The 21,248-nt window shown below is 66.8% G+C and carries 14 protein-coding genes; 8 read left to right on the top strand and 6 right to left on the bottom strand.

Annotation, left to right across the window (positions count from 1 at the left end):
* Window positions 1–13: 13 nt before the first annotated feature.
* Entirely contained in the window at window positions 14–1,111 is a 1,098-nt protein-coding gene (gene mnmA, locus WC815_00990; GenBank protein ID MFA5907329.1) for a tRNA 2-thiouridine(34) synthase MnmA, read from the top strand.
* Here mnmA and WC815_00985 read toward each other — a convergent pair.
* The 4 genes from WC815_00985 to glgA all read right to left on the bottom strand — a co-directional run bounded on the left by WC815_00985 (window position 1,108) and on the right by glgA (window position 7,204).
* Complete coding sequence (locus WC815_00985) at window positions 1,108–4,254, bottom strand: carboxypeptidase regulatory-like domain-containing protein (protein MFA5907328.1); 3,147 nt, start codon at window positions 4,252–4,254, stop codon at window positions 1,108–1,110. The two genes, mnmA and WC815_00985, sit on opposite strands and share 4 nt — an antisense overlap.
* A 147-nt stretch (window positions 4,255–4,401) precedes the next feature.
* A complete protein-coding gene (trxB, locus tag WC815_00980) occupies window positions 4,402–5,358 on the bottom strand; it encodes a thioredoxin-disulfide reductase (protein ID MFA5907327.1) in 957 nt (318 codons plus the stop codon).
* Window positions 5,355–5,678, bottom strand: a complete 324-nt coding sequence (gene trxA, locus WC815_00975) for a thioredoxin (protein MFA5907326.1) — start codon at window positions 5,676–5,678, stop codon at window positions 5,355–5,357. The genes trxB and trxA overlap by 4 nt, the downstream gene beginning before the upstream one ends.
* A gap of 11 nt (window positions 5,679–5,689) precedes the next feature.
* Window positions 5,690–7,204: a glycogen synthase GlgA gene (gene glgA, locus WC815_00970; GenBank protein MFA5907325.1), complete on the bottom strand. Its 1,515-nt coding sequence runs from the start codon at window positions 7,202–7,204 to the stop codon at window positions 5,690–5,692.
* Window positions 7,205–7,300: 96 nt separating this feature from the next.
* On the opposite strand from glgA, the gene WC815_00965 reads away from it, so the two are divergent.
* The gene (locus WC815_00965; GenBank protein MFA5907324.1) at window positions 7,301–8,122 is read left to right on the top strand and encodes a formate dehydrogenase accessory protein FdhE; all 822 of its coding nucleotides are present in this window, start codon (window positions 7,301–7,303) and stop codon (window positions 8,120–8,122) included.
* Window positions 8,123–8,144: 22 nt separating this feature from the next.
* Here WC815_00965 and WC815_00960 read toward each other — a convergent pair whose 3' ends face one another.
* Window positions 8,145–9,230, bottom strand: a complete 1,086-nt coding sequence (locus WC815_00960; GenBank protein ID MFA5907323.1) for a serine hydrolase — start codon at window positions 9,228–9,230, stop codon at window positions 8,145–8,147.
* An 80-nt stretch (window positions 9,231–9,310) separates the two neighbouring features.
* Between WC815_00960 and WC815_00955 the strand changes: the two genes are divergently transcribed.
* Window positions 9,311–9,859, top strand: coding sequence for a hypothetical protein (locus tag WC815_00955; protein ID MFA5907322.1), 549 nt, complete (start codon window positions 9,311–9,313; stop codon window positions 9,857–9,859).
* Window positions 9,860–9,865: 6 nt separating this feature from the next.
* Here WC815_00955 and WC815_00950 read toward each other — a convergent pair whose 3' ends face one another.
* Window positions 9,866–11,137 (bottom strand): M20/M25/M40 family metallo-hydrolase, encoded by a 1,272-nt coding sequence (locus WC815_00950; GenBank protein ID MFA5907321.1) that lies wholly within the window; start codon window positions 11,135–11,137, stop codon window positions 9,866–9,868.
* 211 nt (window positions 11,138–11,348) lie between these two features.
* Between WC815_00950 and WC815_00945 the strand changes: the two genes are divergently transcribed.
* The 5 genes from WC815_00945 to WC815_00925 all read left to right on the top strand — a co-directional run bounded on the left by WC815_00945 (window position 11,349) and on the right by WC815_00925 (window position 21,191).
* Window positions 11,349–14,279 (top strand): carboxypeptidase regulatory-like domain-containing protein, encoded by a 2,931-nt coding sequence (locus WC815_00945; protein ID MFA5907320.1) that lies wholly within the window; start codon window positions 11,349–11,351, stop codon window positions 14,277–14,279.
* Between the two features lie 245 nt (window positions 14,280–14,524).
* Window positions 14,525–16,486, top strand: a complete 1,962-nt coding sequence (locus tag WC815_00940) for a DUF2079 domain-containing protein (protein ID MFA5907319.1) — start codon at window positions 14,525–14,527, stop codon at window positions 16,484–16,486.
* A 179-nt stretch (window positions 16,487–16,665) separates the two neighbouring features.
* Window positions 16,666–19,839: a fused MFS/spermidine synthase gene (locus WC815_00935; GenBank protein MFA5907318.1), complete on the top strand. Its 3,174-nt coding sequence runs from the start codon at window positions 16,666–16,668 to the stop codon at window positions 19,837–19,839.
* A gap of 217 nt (window positions 19,840–20,056) precedes the next feature.
* The gene (locus tag WC815_00930) at window positions 20,057–20,272 is read left to right on the top strand and encodes a hypothetical protein (GenBank protein MFA5907317.1); all 216 of its coding nucleotides are present in this window, start codon (window positions 20,057–20,059) and stop codon (window positions 20,270–20,272) included.
* 43 nt (window positions 20,273–20,315) lie between these two features.
* Window positions 20,316–21,191, top strand: a complete 876-nt coding sequence (locus tag WC815_00925) for a site-specific DNA-methyltransferase (GenBank protein MFA5907316.1) — start codon at window positions 20,316–20,318, stop codon at window positions 21,189–21,191.
* The last annotated feature ends 57 nt before the right edge of the window (window positions 21,192–21,248 follow it).

Here is a 21,248-nt window from a genome sequence, read left to right as displayed (position 1 = left end):
TCCTAGGGAAGCATTGCGAATTGTCGTAGCCATGTCGGGCGGCGTGGATTCATCCGTCGCCGCGGCCCTGCTCGCCGAGCAGGGTCATGACGTCATCGGTGTGTCGATGCAGCTCTACGACCAGGGGCAGACCCATTCGACAGGCTCAGGGCAGGCCACGGCCTCCGGCCAGCGCGCCTTCGGCACCTGCTGCACGATCGACGACCTCTACGACGCGCGCCGGGTCGCCGCCGCCATCGGCATCCCCCACTACATCGTCAACTTCGAGTCGCAGTTCGGCGAGCACGTGGTGGCGAACTTCGTTCGCGAGTACGTGTCGGGCCGCACGCCCATCCCCTGCTCGCACTGCAACAGCGCGCTGAAGTTCGCGGAGTTGCTCGACCGCGCCAAGGCCTACGACGCCGATCGGCTCGCCACCGGCCACTACGCCCGCATCGAGCAGGACGCCGCCGGCGGCCATCACCTGTATCGGGGCGCCGACAACTCGAAGGACCAGACCTACTTCCTGTTTTCGCTGACGCAGCAGCAGCTGTCGCGGGCGGCGTTCCCGGTGGGACACCTGGATAAGGAGACCGTGCGCGCACATGCACACCGGCTGAAGCTCCGGGTCGCCTCGAAGCCCGACAGCCAGGAGATTTGCTTCGTGCCCGACGGCGACTACGCCGCGTTCGTTGAGCGCAAGGCGCCGGAGGCGCTGCGCGAAGGCACCGTGGTGGACGGCGCTGGCCGGGTGCTCGGCACCCACGGTGGCGTGCATCGCTTCACCATCGGACAGCGAAAGGGCCTGGGGCTGTCGTCAAACGAGCCGTTGTACGTGCTGGCGATCAAGCCGGACGACGCGCAGGTGGTGGTCGGGCCGCGCGAAGCACTGGGCCGCACCGCCCTGAGCGCATCCACGGTGAACTGGGTCAGCGGCGTCCCCGAATCGCACTGGCGCTCGATCTCCGCCCAAATCCGCCATCGCCATGCCGCCGCGCCGGCGCGCGTGCGCGCCACGGACGAAGGGCGTGCCGAACTCGAGTTCGACACGCCCCAAACGGCGGTGACGCCGGGCCAGGCCGTGGTCTTCTACGACGGCGACGAAGTGCTCGGCGGCGGCTGGATCGACTAGAACAACAGCTTCACCGCTAGCTGGACGTTGCGCGGCTCGCCCGAGCCGATGCCCGGCGCGCCGCTGCCGTTGCGGGTATTCGTACTGACCCCGAAGGTCGTTGAATTCGACAGCGTGTTGCCCGGGTTCGCCCAGTTCTTGATGTTGAGGATGTTGAAGACCTCCGCGCGGAGCTGCAGCGAGGCGCCGCGGGCCAGCTTCGTCGTCTTGAACACCGACACATCCAGGGTCCGGAACGACGGCCCGTGAAACGCGTTCCGCGGCAGCGTGCTGAAGGTGCCGGGTGCCGCATTGGCAAACGCCGAGGCGTTGAAGAAGCGGACGAACTGGCCGCTCTGCGTGATCCCGGCGAACGGATCGCCGACCTGCACGGGGCGATCAACGAAATCGCCGACGCCGCTCACGTTCGTGCCGGACCGGATATTGAACGGAATCCCGCTCTCCATCGTGACGATGGCGTTGACCTGCCACCCCTCGCCGAGCCGCGACTCCACGAACGCCGGAATCTCGTAGCTGAAGCCGGCGGTGAAGATGTGCCGCACGTCGAAGTCGGAATCGCCCCAGTCGGCTTCGATGTTTAGCGCGTTCATCACCAGCGTGTTCCGGGCCTCCGAACCGTTGTCCCTGGCGTGCCCGAACGTGTAGTTGGCGCGCCCGGACAGCCCGTGCCACGCGCCCTGGATCATCGACACCTGCAACGCGTTGTAGCGTGACTTGCCGACGGTCTCGAGCTGGTTGATCGCCGCCAGATTCGGATAGGCGGCGTTATAGGGCCGCCGCGACTGCAGCGTGCCCGTGGTGCCCGCGATGGCGGCGTTGATGTCGCGCGAGATCGGCAGGTTCTTGCCGCGCGTTCCCACATATCCGACCTGGACGATGGTCGATGGGCCGATCTGGCGTTCAACGTTGGCGTTGAAGCTCTGCACCGACGGCAGTTCCAGGTCCTGGCTGACCGAGAACGCGCCGTACGGCGGCGACGGCGAGGTCCCGAACACCGGGACGCCGTCCTGAATCGTGACGCCGCGCTGGGTGATGGTGTAGACGGGCGAGGCGCCGCCGGGATTGTGGCCGACGCCCGCCGAGCCGCCGTTGCCGGATGGCCAGCCGGTGTTCGCGGCAAAGAAGGCGACCGCGATGACGTCGTAGAACAGGCCGTAGCCGCCGCGGACGACCGTCTTGCGGTCGGCGAACGGCGTCCACGCCACCCCCACGCGGGGTGCGAAGTTGTTGGTGTCTTTGGGATAGAGCTGGTCCACCGACACCAGGCCCTGGTCGGGCAGGAACGTCGTCAGTTTCTGATCCGCCGCGCCGAGCACGCCCTGGTAGGTGTAGCGCACGCCGAAATTGAGCGTCAGGTTCGGATTGGCCGTCCACGTGTCGTGGACGAAGAAGTCGAACGAGTTCTGGTAGTAATCGTGGCGGGTCGGCCCGCGGACGATGGTCGCGACCGACGCGTACCCGGCCAGAAAATCCGCCAGCGCCCGCTGCGCCGAGGTGCCCGTCGTCCGCCACGGGCCGACGGTGCCGTCGAAGCTGAAAGTGCCGCGCTTGAGCGTGTCGTAGAACACGTCGAGCTTGGCGCGCCGGACCTCGCCGCCGATCTTCAACTGGTGCGCGTTGGTCGCGTACGACAGCGTGTCGGTGACGTGCCAGGTCGCGTCGATGCGCCCCAACGGCGAGATGCCGCCGGCCTGGCCGAAGCCGCTGATCGCAATCACCGGCGAGCCCTGCAAGGACGCCTCGGTGACGCCGGTGTTGAGGCCGAGCGAGAGGGGGTCCTGGTCGGTGCTGGAGGTATCGAACGTCTGGTAGAAGTAGTTGTAGCCGATGACGATCTGGTTCACCAGTTTCGATGTCAGGATCATCGACGGCACGACCGAGACGTTGTGCATCCGGCTCGGCACCGCCTGGTAGTACGGGAGATAGGGCGACCCGCCGTCATACGCCGTCTGGTGGCCGGTGCCGCCGAAGTAGCGGGCCGAGACGCTGAACTTGTCGTTGAACTGGTGATCGATCTTCGCAATCCCGTTGTAGCTGTCGTAGGTGTTCTTGTCGGTGCTGACGAAGTTCTGCGCCGTCGCCGGCCCCGTCAGCGCAGCCGCCGGATAGAGCGACAGCAGCTTGAGCGACACGGGGTTCACCGGCACGCCGAACTGCTCGAGCACGGTCCTGGTTTGCGCGATCCACGCGTTCGAGGGTGCGGTCGTCACCAGCGTGTTGCCGGCGGTGAGCTCCTGCCCTTCAAACGTCGCGAAGAAGAAGGTCTTGTTCTTCGCGATTGGCCCGCCCAGCGAGAACCCGAACTGGTTGTTGCGAATCGGCCGCTTCGGCGTGCCCGGCGCCACCACGAACGAGTTGGCCGCCAGCTTCTCATGGCGGTTGTAGTAGAAGACGCTGCCCTTGAAGTTGTTGGTGCCCGACTTGATCACCAGGTTGACCGAGGACCCGGCATTGCGGCCGGTCTCCGCGCTGCCGGACGACTGCACCGAGAACTGGTCAATCGCCTCAACGGGCAGCAGGGTTCCAGAGATACCAGAGACGCCGCCCTGGTTGACGGCCGACGCGTTCTGGAACGCGTCGTTGTTGTCGGCGCCGTCGATCTGGTAGTTGTTGCCGCGGTTACGCACGCCATTCACGGAATTGGCCTGGGTCACGCCCGGCGCGAGCTGCAGCATGCGGCGGAAGTCGCGTCCGTTCAACGGCAGGTCCTGCACCTGCTTGGGCTGCACGACGTTGGCCAGGGCGGTGGATTGCAGGTCGAGAGTGACGGCCGCGGCCGAAACGTTGACCACTTCGGTCAAGGTGGAGATGCCCAGCTTGAAATCAGCCGTCGAGATTTTCGAGACCGAGACCGCCACGGTGGCGCGCTGCGGCTGGAAGCCTTCGATCGCGGCCTCCACCGTGTAGCTACCGAGGGGGAGGTCCGGCAACGTGAACACACCGGAACTCGAGCTGACGGTGGTGCGGCTGAGGCCGGTGGCGACGTTGGTCGCGGTCACGGTCACGCCGGGAAGGACACCGCCGCTCTCGTCCACCACGCGTCCCGAAATACCGCCGCGAAACGTCTGAGCATCGGCCGCGACCGCCACCAGCAGAAAAGTGATCGCCACGACCGCCTGGATTGAGCGCATTGCAAGACGCATCTCATCCCTCCTCTGTCCACGGGAAGGGCAAATGACCCGGCCACCGTGTACAAGGTGCAGTCTGCGCCTTCAGAGCCTCGGTCGTGCAACGAAGTGTCTCCTGCCGGAGGCACGACCTCAGTGAGCGGTCTGGTCATCTCCGCCGTGCTACGACTTGTGAACCAGATCGGTCGCTTCGTGAAGGGTTCCTGAGAGGAAGCGCTCGGCATCGATCGCGGCCATGCAGCCGGAGCCGGCCGCCGTGACCGCCTGGCGATAGACGTGATCCTGGACGTCTCCCGCGGCGAACACGCCGTGGACGCTGGTGCGCGATCCGTCGTGGGTCTTCAGGTAGCCGTTGTCGTGCAGCGCCAGCTGGCCCGTGAACAGCGCGGTGTTCGGCACGTGGCCAATCCCGATGAACACGCCGTCCACCGCCAGCTCGCTGGTGGCGCCGGTCTGGGTGTTCTTGAGCACCAGCGAGGTGACCTCGCCCTTCTCCACGTCCTTGATGTCCACCACCTCGGTGTTCCAGATGAACGAGATGTTCGGCATCGACATCGCCTTGTCCTGCATCGCCTTGGAGGCGCGCAGGCTGTCGCGGCGGTGGATCACGGTGACCGAGGTGGCGAGCTTGGCGAGGTAGATCGCCTCTTCCATCGCGGTGTCGCCGCCGCCGATCACGGCGACGGGACGGCCCTTGAAGAAGAAGCCGTCGCAGGTCGCGCACGTGGACACACCGCGGCCCGAGAGCTTCTTGTCAACGCCGAGGTCGAGCCATTTGGCGGAAGCGCCGGTGGCGACGATCAGCGTCTGCGCGGTGTACTGGGTCTTGCCGAGCGACACGGTGAACGGCCGCTTGGCGAGATCCACCGACGACACGTCGCCCTGAATGATGTCGGCGCCGAAGCGCTCGGCCTGCGCGCGCAACTCCGCCATCAGGTCGGGCCCCATGATGCCGTCACGGTAGCCCGGCCAGTTCTCGACCATGGTGGTCAGCATCAGCTGACCACCGGCCTCGATGCCCTCGATCACGAGCGGCTTCAGGTTGGCGCGCGCGGCATAGAGCGCCGCGGTGAGGCCGGCGGGACCGGACCCGATGATGATGACCTGTCGTTCGCTCACAGATGCTTGTCAATCATTTTGGCCAGGTCGTCCTTGGCCGCCAGTCCGACAATCGTTTCCTTGAGGTCGCCGTCCTTGAACAGGAGCAGCGTCGGAATGCCGCGCACCATGAACTTGCTCGGCGTCATCGGGTTCTCGTCGATATCGACCTTGGCCACCGTGATGCGGCCGTTGTATTCCACGGCCAGCTGATCCACCGTTGGCGCCAGGCGCCGGCACGGCGCGCACCAGGCTGCCCAGAAATCCACCAGCACCACGCCCTTTTTCACTGACTCACCAAAGTCGGCGTCGGTCAGCGTCTTCACATTCTCGGATGCCATTAAGAGTCCCTCTATCCTTTGGATGCCGGTGTCCGGCGCTTGGTACGCGCGGGCCGCAGTCGTGTGTATATTTTGACATACTCGGCTGCCGAGCGGTCCCACGAGAAGTCCGCGCGCATCCCGTTCTTTTGCAGCCGGGTCCAGATCTTTTTGTTGGGGAACGTCGCGAGCGCGGCTTCCAGCGTGCGCAGCATCACGTCCGGCTCATAATCCGAGAACAGGAACCCCGTGCCCTGCCCGTTTCTCGGGTTGTACGGGCACACGGTGTCGACCAGCCCGCCAACGGCCCGGACAATGGGGACGGTGCCATAGCGAAGGCTGTACATCTGGTTCAGCCCGCAGGGCTCGAAGCGGGAAGGCATCAGGAACATGTCGGCGCCGGCTTCGACCAAATGCGCGCGCTGCTCGTCGAAGCCCACAAACGCGCCAACGCGATCCGGGCGCCACTGCGACAGCAACCGCCACATGTCCTGGTAGCGCGGCTCACCGGTGCCGACAATGATGAACGTCGCGTCGAGCGCGGCCAGTTGCCCGGCCACGGCGGCGATGAGATCGAGGCCTTTCTGATCGACCATCCGCGACACCATCCCGACGATGGGCCGCGACATGGTGTCGTCGGTGACGGCGAACCCGAAGCGCGTCAGCAGGGCGCGCTTGGATGCCGCCTTGGCGTACAGCCGGTCGGCGTCGAAGGGCTCCGGCAGGTGCGCGTCGGCCGCCGGGTTCCACTCGTCGGTGTCGATGCCGTTGAGGATGCCGGTGAGCCGATCGACCCGCGCGCGGATCACGCCATCGAGACCGTCGCCCGACTCGGGCCGTTGAATCTCCTCGGCGTAGGTGGGACTCACGGTGGTGATCGCGTCCGCGAAGTTGATCCCGGCCTTCAAGAAGCTGAGACGATCGAAGAACTCGAAGCCGTCGATGGTGAAGTCTTCCCAGCGCAGACCCAATCGAGGGACCCACGTCTTCTCGAAGGTCCCCTGGTAGGCCAGGTTGTGAATAGTCAGGACGGTGCCTGGGGTGCCTAAGGTGCCTAGAGTGCGGGCGTGGATTGGCGCCAGGCCGCCCTGCCAGTCGTGCGTGTGGATGACATCGAAGGGCTCCGCCTGTTGCGCCGCGAAGTCGATGGCCGCGGCGGAGAGGAACGCGTAGCGGATCGCGTTGTCCGGATAGTCCACGCCGCCTTCGTAGTAGATGCCGGCGCGATCGTAGAGATCGGGGCAATCGAGCAGCAGCGCGCGCGCACCGGGGCCGATCGGCTGTTCGAGGAGTCGCGCGCGGAACCGGTGGGCGGCGACCTCCACCGACACGGTGCCGGCCACCGGGCCGTCCGGGGCGCCGCGGTAGCGAGGCGTCACCAACGTCACGTCGTGGCCGAGGCGGCCAAGCGCCTTGGGCAGCGCCCCCGCCACATCCGCCAGCCCGCCGGTCTTCGAGAAAGGCTGCGCCTCCGAGGCGATCATCAAAATGCGCAGGCGACGGGGAGGACTCGCCACCGCTTTCGGCTTCGCGGCTTTCTTCGCCATCTTCTCCAAGTGTATTTCAGAGCACAGGAATCCCCAGTTCACCAAATCCCCAAATCCCCAAATCACCAGATCACCAGATCCCTGTATGATCCCCCCGTGTCCGGCTCCTCCCCGAGCAGCGCGCGGGTCCTGCCCCGCGACATCGCCGAGCTCAAGGCCCTGGCCGAGCGCCAGCCCGAGCTGGCGCAGGCCGCCCAGATGCAGGTGGCCTTGATCGAGGCCGTGCGCCGCGTGCAAGGCCGGCTCACCACGCCGTGGATCGAGGCCACGCCCGAAGAGCTGTCGGCCCGCCTGGCCAACGGACAGCCGCTGCTCGACTTCGATCAGATCCTCTTCGAGTGGAACGACGTGCGGCTGTTGATCCGCCAGATTGCCGACATCCTCCGCCGCTACGACGCCATCGACGCCGACGCGGTGATCGCGCTCCACAACGTCGGCCGCGCCGCCGACCTGCCGGAGCGGGTGCGCGCCTGGTTCAACGGCACGCCCTCGCCGGACGTGGAGATGCTCGACGAGGTGCTGGTCTGGGCGGCGCGCCCGTACCTGCAGCGGGTCGCGGAGGTGCTGCAGCAGCGCGTGAATTTCGACGGCTGGGGCCGGCGGGTGTGCCCGGTGTGCGCGGCGGAGCCCGACTTCGCGGTGATCACGCCAGGCGGCGAGCGGCAGCTGGTGTGCGGCCGGTGCCTGGTGCGGTGGGCCTTCAGCGGTATCACTTGCCCGTACTGCGGTAACGACGACCGCTCGACCATTACCTCGATGGCCACGCCTGATGGCCTGTATCGCGTGATGATCTGCCAGCCGTGCGGCCGCTACATCAAGGCGCTTGATTCGCGAAAGGCCTCGCGCGCGTTGTTACCGTATGCGGATCCGATTGTGACGCTGCCGCTGGACGCGGCGGTGATGCAGCGCGGGAAATAGCTGCGGCGGGGTCAGACCCCTGTTATTCGTGATCTTGCTGCTGGTGCTGGGCGTCGCCGTCGAGCAGGGCCTTGGTGCGGGTGCTCATCCAGTTGAAGAGGTGGCGCGTTTCCCAGAACCGGCTGGCGTTCGACTTGGCGCCGAGCACCACGAACGCCACTTCCTGGCCCGACTGCGGCAGGCGCAGGAGGGTGGCCAGGCAGTAGCCCGAACGGCTGATGAATCCGGTCTTGCCGCCGACCACGTCGATGTCGCCGCTGCGGACAATCTGGTTCGTGCTCCTGGCTGTAATCGTCTGGCGACCGGCCTGCGTCGTGTACGACGTCTTGCGCATGATGCCGCCCACGCGTTCGTCGGCGGCGGCGTGCGCAATCAGGCGGGCCAGGTCGTAGGCGGACGAGACGTTCTCGGCGAGCAACCCCGACGGATCCGCGTAGTGCGTGTTGAGCAGTCCGAGTTCGGTCGCCTTCTCGTTCATCCGGGCAATGAAGCCATCGGCGCCGTACGGCGAGATGCGCGCCAGCGCCCGGGCGGCGGCGTTGTCGGACCCCACCAGCAGCAGATTCAACAGGTCGTCGGCGGTGAGCTTGAAGCCGTTGCGAAGGTAGGTGGTGGACGCGCGCGACACGTCGCTGCGCTGCACGGTGACCGGCGTGCTGAGCGGCGCGCCGCTCTCGAGGAACACCAGCGCCGTCATGACCTTGGTGATGCTCGCCATCGAGCGCTGGTCCTGCGCGTGGTCTTCCCACAGCACTTCGCCGGTGGTCGGGTTGTAGATGATGGCGGCTTCGGCCCGCACGTCGGGCACTTCGCGGCCGAACTCGTCCACGCGGAAGCGCGGGGTCTGCACGTCGCGCAACGCACGGGCGGCGGCCGCGGCGCGGGCGCGGGCCAATTGCGCGCGACGGGCGCGGGCATTGGTCGGCGAGTAGGCCTTCTTCTTGGCAGTAGCGCGGGCTGGCGTCTTCGCCGCGGTCGCCTTCTTTGCCGCGGCAATCTTCGTAGGCGCCTTCGCCTGCGCGGCGTACGAAGCGGGTACGGAAATCATCACCGTGACGACTGCCGCCAGGCACACTGCAAGTTTTGTGAAGCGGGTTGGCTTCGCCATCAGCAATTGGGGGGATTGTAGTCACACTATCCCCAAGAATCAATAGGGTTTATGGGTCTTGGGGTAAGCTTGGTCCCCTAATGGAACGACCGGCTCCGACCGAGTACCGCGTCCTTAGGGAGACCATTGCCGCCCGCGGGAGCCTCCGCCCCATCCTTGCCCTGGCCGGCCTGGGCCTGTGGGCCCTCCTGCTGACAGCCGTGCTCGTCTGGCTTCCTTACCCCGTCGCGGCCATTATTCCGCTACTCGTCCTGCTCGCGACCTTCGAGGTCATCAGGCCTTTGCACTTCGGCGCGGAGCGGATCGGGCGGTATTTGCAGGTGTTTTACGAGGAAGACGGCCAGCCCGAGCGTCCGCTGACCGACGCTCCCTCGTGGGAACGCACGGTGATGAGGTTGAGCGCGATCCCCGGCACGGGCGGGCACCCGTTATTTATCCCGATATTTTTTCTCGCGACCATCGCCAACACCCTGCCGGTGTTGCTCGCGCAGCCGCAAGCGACGCCCATCGAGCTGGCGGCCCTCGGTATTCCCCATCTCGCCCTGATCGTCTGGCTCGTCAACGCCGACCGCGCGATGCGGTCGCAGCGCGTCGCCGAGCTCGAGCAGTTCAGGGCACTTAGGAAGTAACGCCGTTCACTGCTGCGCGAGCGCAATCGCCAGCAACAGCGCGCGCTGCGATCCCATCCATGAATTTGTCGGGTCGAAGGCCTCGTCGAGGGCGTGCGCCCCTGAACCGCGGCCGCCGCCATCGATCGTGATCGCGGGGATGCCGAGGCTCATCGGGATGTTCGAGTCGGTTGACCCTTCATCCAGGCTCACCGTGAAGCCGAGCGCGCGGGTTACCGAGACCGCCGCCTGAACGATCGGCGAGGTCGCCGGCGTCTGTCCCGCCGGGCGGTTCCCCACCAGTGCCTTGTCAACGGTCAGGACGTTCTTCTTCCAACGCGCGTCTTCCGCCTTGACCGCGTCATCCACGGCGCGATGAAACTTGGCGTCGATGGCCTGCAGCGACGAGGGGCTCGCCGACCGCATGTCCATCTCAAACCATGCTTCGAACGGAATGGAATTGACCGACGTGCCGCCGCCAACCCGCCCGACATTGAACGTGGTCTTGGGATCGCTCGGCACCTCGAACTGCGAGATGGTTTCCACGGCGCGTCCCAGCGCGTGCAGCGGGTTCGAGAGGCCGAACGCGCCGTAGCTGTGGCCGCCGGGGCCCTTGAACGTCACGCGGTAGCGGAGGCTGCCCACGGCGATGTGCGTGATGCCGAGGCCGGTGCCGTCGATCGAGACGAAGCGATCGATCTGTCCCTTCATGCCTTCGTTGAACAGGTACTTCACGCCGCGCAGGTCGCCCAGGCCCTCCTCGCCCACCGTGGCGACGAAGGTAATCGATCCGGGCGTCTGCACCTTGGCCTGGTTCATTGCGCGGACGACGGCGAGCACGACAGCGAGGCCGCGGCAGTCGTCGCCGATGCCGGGCCCGCGCAGGATGTTGCCGTCGCGCTTGACCTTGACGTCGGTGCCTTCGGGGAACACTGTGTCGAGGTGCGCGCTGAACACGAGGCGCGGCCGCGGCTGGGCGCCCGGCCGGTCGCCGAGCACGTTGCCTTCCTTGTCGATGCGCACGTTCTGCAGCCCGGCGTCGCGGAACATGCGCGCGTACACTTCCGCGCGCTTCTGTTCCTTGAACGGCGGCGCCTCGACCTCGCATAGCCGGACCTGGTCTTCGATGGTCTGCGGCTCGGCCGCGCGGATCGCCTCGACCGCAGCCTTCACGGCCGTGTCGGCCATGAGCGTGGTGCCGACGTTCGTGGCGTCTTGCTGCGCGGCGGCCGCCCCGGAAAATCCGGCGGTCATCACCAGGGCGAGCAGTGGTCGGAGGCAAGTGGAGCGTCGCGTCATGGCGAAAATTATATCCCGGCCTCCTTTTTTTGATCCAAAAGTACGGATTGCAGAAACTTGCAATGGCGTTGGCGCAGGGCTACGATGCCCACCGCATACTGCCCTTCCGTGACAATTCGTCACGAGCAGGCTGTAGGCGCCCGAGATTACGGCGACCCTTCGGGCTCAGGTTGGCGATTAACTCGCGTTGTATGTCGTTGGAGGAACGAAGATGAGGCTGAACAGGCTGACAGTGTTCTGCCTGTGCGTGACGCTGCTTGCGATAGCAGCTCCCACTTTCGCACAGGAATTTCGAGGCCGAATTAACGGCACGGTCACCGACAACACCGGCGCAATCCTGCCCGGCGTGACGGTCACCGCAACAAGCCCGGCGATGATTCAGCCGCAGGTTCAGGTCACGGGCGCGGATGGCAGCTTCCGCTTCCTCGCGTTGAACCCCGGCCTCTATCAGCTCGAGTTTGACCTGGCCGGGTTCCAGAAGGTTGACCGCAAGGACGTGCGCGTCGTCATCAACCAGACCCTGACCGTAGACCAGCAGTTGAACGTCGCGACGCTGCAGGAAACCGTGACGGTGACCGGCGCCTCTCCGGTCGTTGACACCTCGACGACGGCGATGGGCACCAACTTCACCAAGGAACTGCTGACGGAAATCCCGAACGCCCGCGACGTCTGGGCGGCCATGGCGCAGGCGCCCGGCATCCAGATGACCTCGTTCGACGTCGGCGGCTCGAACACCGGCAACCAGTCGGGCTTCCGTTCGTATGGGTTCGACACGCAGAACCAGACGCGCGTCGAAGGCATCGACACCACCGAAGGCACGGCGGCCAACGCCGGCTACTTCGACTTCGGCAGCTTCGAAGAGTTCCAGGTCGGCGGCGCCGGCGCGGACTCGGGCAACTTCGCCGGCGGCGCGGTGCTCGCCATCAGCGTCAAGTCGGGCGGCGATCGCTTCACCGGCACGTGGTACAGCGACTACATCAGCGAGAGCCAGCTGACCGACAACGTGCCGGACAATCTGCGGACGGCGAACACGCCGGACGATAACGGCATGTTCTCGCGCAACGGCCTCTGCTTCGAGCGCAGCGGCGAAACCATCTGCCGCGGCAACGCCACCAAGAAGCAGTACGACCTCAACGGCGACCTCGGCGGCCCGCTGTGGAAGCAGAAGGCCTGGTTCTTCACCAGCTGGCGCCTGAACGACAAGTACGAGTACATCACCGGCCTCGGCGACCAGACCCAGCGGTCGAAGCTGAGCAACAAATACACGTTCAAGGGCACCTTTCAGGTGGGCAAGAGCAACCAGATCATCGGCTTCCTGAACAAGCGCGAGAAGCTGCAGGACTTGCGCGGTATCAGCCTGACAACGCCGCTCTCGGCCGCCTACTACCAGAGCTCGCGGAACTACCCATGGAAGGTGGAGTGGACCAGCGTGCTCGGCAGCCGCGCCTTCCTCGACGTGCTCTATGGCAACTGGTACAACTTCTTCCCGTTGCGCCCGGTCCGCGACTTCGGCCTGTATGACGGGCCGTGGGAAGCGCCGCGGGTCGACACCGCCACCAGCGTGATCTCGCCGCGCGGCGGCAACAGCGGCTACCAGGACCAGAAGCGCTACAAGCCGCAGGTCTACGCCACCCTGTCGTACTTCAAGGATGGCTGGAAGGGCAGCCACGACATCCGGACCGGCTTCGACTGGAAGCGCGATCGCCGGCACCTGTTCAACGATCAGCCGTTCGACATCAACTACCGTGACAACAACGGCAACCTGAGCGCCGTCGACATCTTCAACTCGGCGGTCACCGGCACCAATGACGTGGTCTACACCGCCGGCTGGATCAACGACACCTGGAAGCTCACCGACCGGCTGACGTTGAACCTCGGCGTGCGCGTCGAGAACTACAAGGACCAGTGGCCCGACCAGGAATTCGCGCCGAACGGCATTCCCGCGCTGGCGAGCTGGAGCGACGCCCGTTACCAGACGTTCGTGACGGCACGCGACGTCAAGGCGACCACGGTCGCCAACACCACGACCCTGGCGCCGAAGATCGGCTTCGCCTACGACCTGACCGGCGACAACCGTACCGTGCTCAAGGGCTTCGTCGGCCAGTCGCGGTGGAACTCGGCTGACACGCTGGCCAACCAGGAAAACCCGGTGGGTCTGGCGCAGTTGCGTTATGCGTTTGTATCGTGCTCGGCCACGGTCACGACCAACTGCGACCTGAATGGCAATCGCCTCGTCGACTCGCCCGCAGAACTGGGCGCGTTCCAGTCGACGCAGGGCGGTGCCGGTTTCGTGCGTGTCGATCGCGACCTCGTGCGTCCGACCAGCAACGAGATCTCGATGAACCTCGAACGCGAAGTCGCCACCGGGCTCTCAGCCCGTGCCTCGTGGGTCTACAAGAACATGCGCAACGTGTGGGGCGAGATTGACGTCGTGCGCGCCGCCGGTTACACGGTGCCGTTCACCATCAGGGACCCGGGCGTCGATCGCGTCCTCGGCACGACCGACGACCAGACCTTCCAGACCATGGCCCTGGCCGCCGGCACCGGCACCGATCGCGTCTACACCAACGACGCGCGGAACGACGCCGACTTCCACACCGCGGAGTTCGCCTTGAACCGCCGCTTCGCCAACAAGTGGATGCTGCTCACGTCGTTCGGCTATACCTGGTCGAGCATGATCCACTCGCAGTCCGGCGCCCGCTCGTTCGTGTATCGTCCCGCCGACCTGATGTTCGGCGACGGCGGCAAGGAAACCGACACCCTGTGGAACTACAAGGTCGTCGGCCGCTACGTGCTGCCGTATGAAATTGGCTTCTCGGGCTCGTGGAAGGTGCAGAGCGGCTTCAACTACGCACGGACCATCAGCGTGACGATGCCGGTGGAAGGCGCACGCACCATCCGCGTCCAGCCGATCGATTCCAACCGCTATCCCGCGGTCGCGATCCTCGACCTGCGCCTCGACAAGACGGTCAACTTCGGCAAGTTCGGCAAGGTCACGCCGATGCTGGACGTCTTCAACATCCTGAACTCGGGCGTGCCGACGTCGGTGCGCACGACCAACACGGCGACCGCGCCGTTCAACGAAGTGACCGCGATTCTCAACCCGCGCGTCATCCGCTTCGGCTTCCGGTTCAACTTCTAGCACCGGGCCGGACGCGAAACGCTGAAGGGCGGGTGGGTCACCACCCGCCCTTCGCTTGTACGCCCACCCGTGGGGCTCGCGCCCTGCGGGCGCTCGTAGGGCGCGGCGGCTTCGCCGCCTCGTGCGGGTCGGCCTGCGGCCTCCTGGGGCCCCACGAACGCAGTGAGCCCCACGAGCGGCGAAGCCGCGAGCCCTACGCGGGCGAAGCCCGCGCCCTTCTGTGATACAACTCCACTGTACCTGCCATGCGACGAGAGCGCGCCTCCCAGCTCGCCGTCGTGCTCGGTTACGTGTTGGTCGCCAGCGCCTTCATGTGGCCTTTGCCTGTCCATCTGGGGACTCACCTCACGGGTGAGCCCGGCGGCGATACCGGTGTGTACGTGTGGAACCAGTGGGTGTTCCACAACGAGGCGCTCAAGGGCAACAACCCGTTCGGCACCGAGCAGATCCTCTCGCTGACCGACCGCGTCGACCTGTCGCAGCACAACTACACCGTCTTCCTCAACATCCTGGCGCTGCCGCTGATCTCGCTGTTCGGCGTGGTGGCGTCGTTCAACCTGGTCTACCTGATCATGACCGTGCTGACCGCGCTCATGACCTACGGCCTGGCACGGAGCACGACCGCGGCCACGCGCGTCGAGGCGTTCCTGGCGGGCCTGGTGTTCGCGTGGTCGCCGGTGCTGGTGGCGCGGAGTACCGGCCACTTCAGCCTGGCCGCGGCGGCGCCGCTGCCGGCGTTCATCTGGGCGCTGGCAAACGCCGAGCGCAATCGCACCGTGGGCAACGCGGCGCTGGTCGGCCTGTGCATGGCGTGGGCCGCACTCTGTGACGCCTACTTCGGCGTGTATTGCCTGATGATCGCCGGGCTCTACGTGGCCGCCACCGTCGTCCGCGTGACGCGCGCCGCCCCGCCGGCGCCGCGGCGGCCCTGGGTGTGGCTGCTCGACGTCCTCATCGTCTGCTTTGGCGGCCTCGTCGCCGGACTGGCGGTCGGCCGTGGCGGCGACTTCGAAGTGCTGGGCATCGACATCCACATGCGCAGCCTCTATACGCCGGTGCTCATCCTCACCGTGCTGGTGGCGGCGCGGCTGGCCGCCTGGTGGCGGCCACGGTTCATCCGCATGCCGAATCTCGGCCCGCTGCCGATCAAGGCCGTGCTGGTGGCGGCCATCGCGTGCGTCGGCCCACTGTCGCCGGTGCTTTACGGCACGGTCGAACGCATCGCCGACGGGCGTTTCGTCAGCCCGAAGATCTTCTGGCGCAGCAGCCCGCGCGGCGTCGACCTGCTGTCGTTCATCACCCCCAACCCCAACCATCCGGTCGTGCGCGCGCTGATGGGCGATGAACAAATCACCGCGCCGACACGGTTCGTGGAGTACACCGCCGCGTTCAGCCTGGTGGCGCTCGTCGTGGTCGTCGCCGCGATCTGGCTGGCGAGGTACCGCCCCAAGGCGGGGTGGGTGTGGATCACGGTTGGCTTCACGCTGCTCGCGCTCGGGCCGTTCGTCTACATTGCCGGCGCCAACACGCACGTGCCCGGGCCCTGGGCCTTGCTCCGCTATGTGACGCCGATCGGCCTGGCCCGCATGCCCACCCGTTTCGCGATCGTCGCCGCCCTGGGCCTGGCCGTGCTGATGGCCGGAGGCCTGGCGGCACTCGGCACGCGGTGGCCGCAGCGGCGGCGAACCATCACCGCGGTGGTCGCCTTGCTGCTCGCCGTCGAGCTGTTTCCGGCGCCGCGCACGCTGTACTCCGCGACGATTTCTCCGATCTACGACACCATCGCCGAAGACCCGCGCGACGTGCGCGTGCTGACGCTCCCCTTCGGCATTCGCGACGGCGTTTCGTCGATCGGCAACTTCCGGCCGCGGTCGCAGTTCAACCAGACGCGCCACGAGAAGCGGCTGATCGGCGGCTACCTCTCCCGCATTTCCCCGCGTCGCGTCGAACGGCTGAGCGCCGATCATCCGACGCTGGCCATCCTGATGAAGATGAGCCAACCGACTCCGCTCACGACGGAGGATCTGTCCACCCTCTTCGCGCGCGGCACGCGGTTCGTTTCCGGCACCCGCCTGGGCTACGTCGTCATCGATCGGCGATTCGTGTCCGAGAAATCAGCCGACGCCGTGATCGACGCATGGGACCTCGAGGAGGTGCAGCGCGATCAGCACTTGACGCTGTATAGGCCGGCCGCAAGCGGCCGGTAGGGCTCGCGGCTTCGCCGCTCGTGGGGGTCGCGCGCTCATGCGCGCTCCTGGGGCTCACCCCACGAGGCCTCGAAGAGGCCGAGCCCCACGAGGTGCGAAGCACCGAGCCCTACGAGGCGCGGAGCGGCGCGCCCCACGCGCGCCCGTGAGGCGCGCGCCCTTCTGATACTCTGTCTGCAATGCGGCGTGGCCCGTTCCTGATCTTGTTCGCGGTGTCCGGCGCCGCGGCCCTCATTTACGAAGTCGTCTGGACGCGGCTGCTCACACTGCAGATGGGCCACGGCATTGCCGCGGCCAGCACCGTCCTGGCGGCATTCATGGGCGGCCTGGCCGTGGGCGCCGCCGTGGCGGGCCGCAAGGGTGGACGCCTCGCGCCGGAACGCGCCCTGACGGTATACGCCGGACTCGAGCTGGCCATCGGTGTGCTGGCGCTCCTCCTGCCATTTGCGCTCAGCGCGGTTCGTCCACTGCTGGTCACGGCGTATGCGGATGGCGACGGCGGAGCCGCCTTCGCCCTGCTGCGGCTCGGCACCAGCGTCCTGCTGCTGGCGATCCCGGCCGCAGCGATGGGCGCAACCTTTCCCATTGCCTCGCGGTGGATGGTACGGGCGGCGGCCAGCGCCGCGCAGGACGCCGGCGGCCTCTACGCCGCCAACACGCTGGGCGCCGCCGCGGGCGCGGTGCTGGCAGGGTTCGTCCTCGTCCCCTGGCTCGGCCTCAGCGGCTCGACGTACGTGGCCGTCATCCTGAACATCACCGCGGCCGTTGGCGCATTCGCCATTGCGCGGAGCGCAGCGCCGTCACGCGATCGTTCGGAGGGCGGGGACTTGAGTCCCCGCCTCACGGCGTCTGGCATGAAAGCGGACGCCAAAGCGTCCGCTCTCCGCACGTCCCTCGACGGCAGCCCGTGGATGGCGGCGTTGGCCCTGGGCGCCTCGGGCTTCGCGTCACTCACGCTGCAAGTGGTGTGGACGCGCCTGCTCGTCCAGATCCTGGGCCCCACCACTTACGCCTTCAGCATCGTGGTCGCGATCTTCATCGTCGGCCTGGCGGCGGGAGCCGCGGTTGGCGCGCGGCTGGTGTCGCGCGTGCGCAGCGCGGCCGTCGGCCTCGCGGTGTGCATGCTGGTGAGCGTTGGCCTCGCCCTGGCCGCGGCCTCACTGGTGGATTGGGCGCTGCTCGCCATCGCCCAGGTCGTCGCGACGCCGGAGTTCCAGTTTGGCGACGTGCTGGCGCGCGAAATTCTGCTGGTCACCGGCCTGCTGCTGCCCATGACGATCGCATTCGGCGCGGCGTTCCCGTTTGCCGTGGCCCTGGCCGCGGGTCGCGATGAATCGATCACGGAGAATCTCGGACGCATCTACGCGGTCAACACCGTGGGTGCCATCGCCGGCGCGCTGCTGTCCGGGTTCGTGCTGGTGCCGCAAATCGGGTTGCACCTGACCATCCGCGCCGTGGCCGCGGTGGTCGGCCTGAGCGCGCTGGCCATCCTCCTGACCGCCGGACGCGTCCGCGGCCGCATGGTCGGCTTCGGGCTCGCCGCGGTCGTGTTGGCGGCCGGGTTCGCGTTGCCCCAATGGGATCAGCTCCTCCTGTCGAGCGGCGCCTACAAGTACGCCGCGGCCATGCGGGGACCCAGCCTCGAGACCGCGCTCGCCGCCGGTGAGCTGCTCTCATACCGTGAAGGCGCGACCGGCACCGTGGCGGTGCGCCGCCTCGCCGGAACCGTGTCGCTCGCCATCGACGGCAAGGTCGATGCGTCGAATGCCGGCGACATGCTGACGCAGCGGCTGCTCGCCCATGTCCCGCTGCTGCTTCACCCGGCGCCGAAGCGCGCGGCCATTCTCGGCCTGGGCAGCGGCGTCACGCTCGGCTCGGCGCTCACGCATCCGCTCGAATCGGCAACCGTCCTCGAGATTTCACCTGAAGTGGTGGACGCCTCCCGGTTCTTTGAAACTGAGAATCACCGCGCCCTGGCGGACCCGCGGACCCGGGTCATCGTCGGCGACGGCCGCACGCACTTGATGCTCGGACGGGAAAGCTACGACGTGATCGTGTCGGAGCCGTCGAATCCGTGGATGGCCGGCATCGCGTCGCTGTTCACGCGGGAGTTCTTCGAGGGGGCCAAGGCGCGGCTGGCGCCGGGCGGCATCCTGTGCCAGTGGGCGCATACCTATGACATCAGCCGCGACGATCTGCAATCGATCGTGGCCACGTTCCTGACGGTGTTTCCCGACGGCACCCTGTGGCTGGTCGGCGACGCCGACGTCCTGCTGGTCGGCTCGACCGGTCCCCTGGATGACCGGGTGGCCGGCATCGCGGCCGCCTGGCAGCGGCCGGGCGTCGCGGCGGACCTCGCCTCGGTCGGCGCGTTGGAGCCGTTTGCGGTCACCTCCCTCTTCGTGGCCCAGGGCGATACGTTGAGGGCCTGGGCGAACGGCGCGCCGCTGCAGACCGACGACCAGTCGCGGCTGGAGTTTTCGGGCCCGCGGAACATTTTTGGCCTGTCACGCGACGACAATGCCGTGACCTTGCGCGAGCTTGCGGGCCGCAGTCCGAAACCGGCCGCCGTGACCGCCGCCATGACCGGCGCCGCGGGGGCAGATTGGCGCAATCGCGGATCGATGTTCCTCAAGTCAGATGCGTACCGGCCGGCTTACGACGATTTCAAGAAGGCGATCGAAGCCGACCCCAACGATGCGGTCGCCCTTGATGGGCTCATCCGGTCGGCGGCGGCCCTGACCCGGATCGACGAGGCCCGGGCGCTGCTGACCAACCTGGCGTCGGATCCCGCCCACACGGCGGCCAGGCTCGCCCTGTCGCGCGTGCTGGCGTCTCAGGGCGCCGTCGATGAGGCAGCGCGAATCCCCTTCAGCATCCTCCAGTCGAACCCGGGCGATGTCCCGGCACTCGAGCAACTGGCCTCGATACTCTCGGATATCGGCGATGCCCAGCGGCTCGAGCCGGTCGCCGCCCGCCTGGTCGCGCAAGCCCCGAAAAACGTGTGGTCGCACTACTACGCCGGCTCGCTGTTCTTCATGCAGGACCGTCTCGATCTGGCGCTTCAAGCGGCCCGCAACGCGGTGGCCCTGGACCCGACCCACGCCAAGGCGCACAACCTGATGGGCGCCTGCCTGGCCAGCATGGGCCAGCGGGACGCGGCCCGGACCGCCTTCGAAGCGTCGATCAAGGCCGACCCGCGCGAGTCCGGCACCTACACCAACCTCGCCACTCTCGAGTTCCAGGCCGGCAACCGCGCGCGCGCCCTCCATTACTTCGCCGAAGCGCTCACGGTCGATCCGACGTCGCAGACCGCGCGCGAAGGCCTCGCCGCCGTTCGATCCAAACCATAACCGCTATCCAATTCACTGAAGTTTGATCCAAGTTCGCCGAATACCTTTTGGGTAGTGTTGGCGTGCGTGCGTGTGTGTAAGCAGCCACCGACTGTGTAAGAAGTGCCACGAACCGGAGCAGCGGTACCGCAGCGCCATCGGCTTTTCACTCGGTAGATCCGCAGATCAGGCTCCGGCACGCGCTTTGCTAAGAGATTGATTCGGGGGGAGCAATTCGATGAGCGTCGTTCGTATTCTGGGATTCTCGACGCTGTCGTGTGGCTGCGTAGTCGGTCGATACCGGGACGTGGCAAGCACGCGCGAGGTCACTTACGTGGAAGAAAAGGGCGTGGGGTGTGAAAGCCATGCGCACCGTCGGAACCACACCGTGTCGGCCGAACGCGAGCGCTTCGCGGCCGTCGTCGGGACCGCGCTGACAGCACGAGCGTCGTAAGGTCCGGCAACCGGCCGTACGGCCACGGTACAATCGTACCGACGTGCCCCCTCGCCTGCCAAAACCCTTTGCCGACCTGCGCCGCGGACGCCAGCGGCTGCGCTTTTACCACGGCGACTCCCTCGACCTCCTCGGCCGGCTCCCGCCCGCCTCCGTCGGCGCGGTCGTGACCTCCCCGCCCTATAACCTCGGCATCCGGTATCGCTCCTACGACGATGGGCAGCCGCGGTCGGAATATCTGGCGTGGACGGGCGCGTGGATCCAGGCCGTGAAGCGGGTGCTGGCCCAGCACGGCTCCCTCTTTCTGAATGTGGGCGCCAAACCCAAGGACCCGTGGACGGCCCTTGATGTCGCGCAGGCGGTTCGCCCACACCTGGAACTCCAGAACATCCTGCATTGGGTGAAGTCCATCGCCATCGAGAAGTCCCTCGCCGGGGCGCGCTCCGGCCTGGCCGACGACCTCGCCGTGGGCCACTACAAGCCGATCAACAGCGAGCGCTTCCTCAACGACTGTCACGAGTTCGTCTTCCACTTCAGCCCCACCGGCCGCACGCCGCTCGATCGGCGGGCGGTGGGCGTCAAGTACCAGGACGCCTCGAACGTGACGCGGTGGCAAGGGGCGGGTTCGGGGCTGCGCTGCCGCGGCAACACCTGGTTCCTGCCCTACGACACCATCCAGAGCCGCGACAAGGAACGGCCGCACCCGGCCACGTTCCCCTGGCGGCTGCCGGCTTACTGCCTGAAGCTCCACGGCCTGTCGCGGGTCGGCCTCGCGGTCGATCCATTCCTGGGACTGGGGAGCAGCGCCGTTGCATGCGCGCAGCTTGGGGTGAACTTCGTCGGGATCGAGCTCGACGAGCACTACCTCGCCGAGGCGGTAGCTCGGGCGGAGGCCGCTCTCAACAAGCGCGCCCCATAGTTCCCCTTGAATCCATCTCTGCCGGAGATATATGCTCACATGCAGTCCGGGAGTGAT

It is taken from the genome of Vicinamibacterales bacterium, assembly GCA_041659285.1.
Lineage (GTDB): Bacteria > Acidobacteriota > Vicinamibacteria > Vicinamibacterales > UBA2999 > 12-FULL-67-14b.
This window is presented reverse-complemented; position numbering and strand designations above follow the sequence as displayed.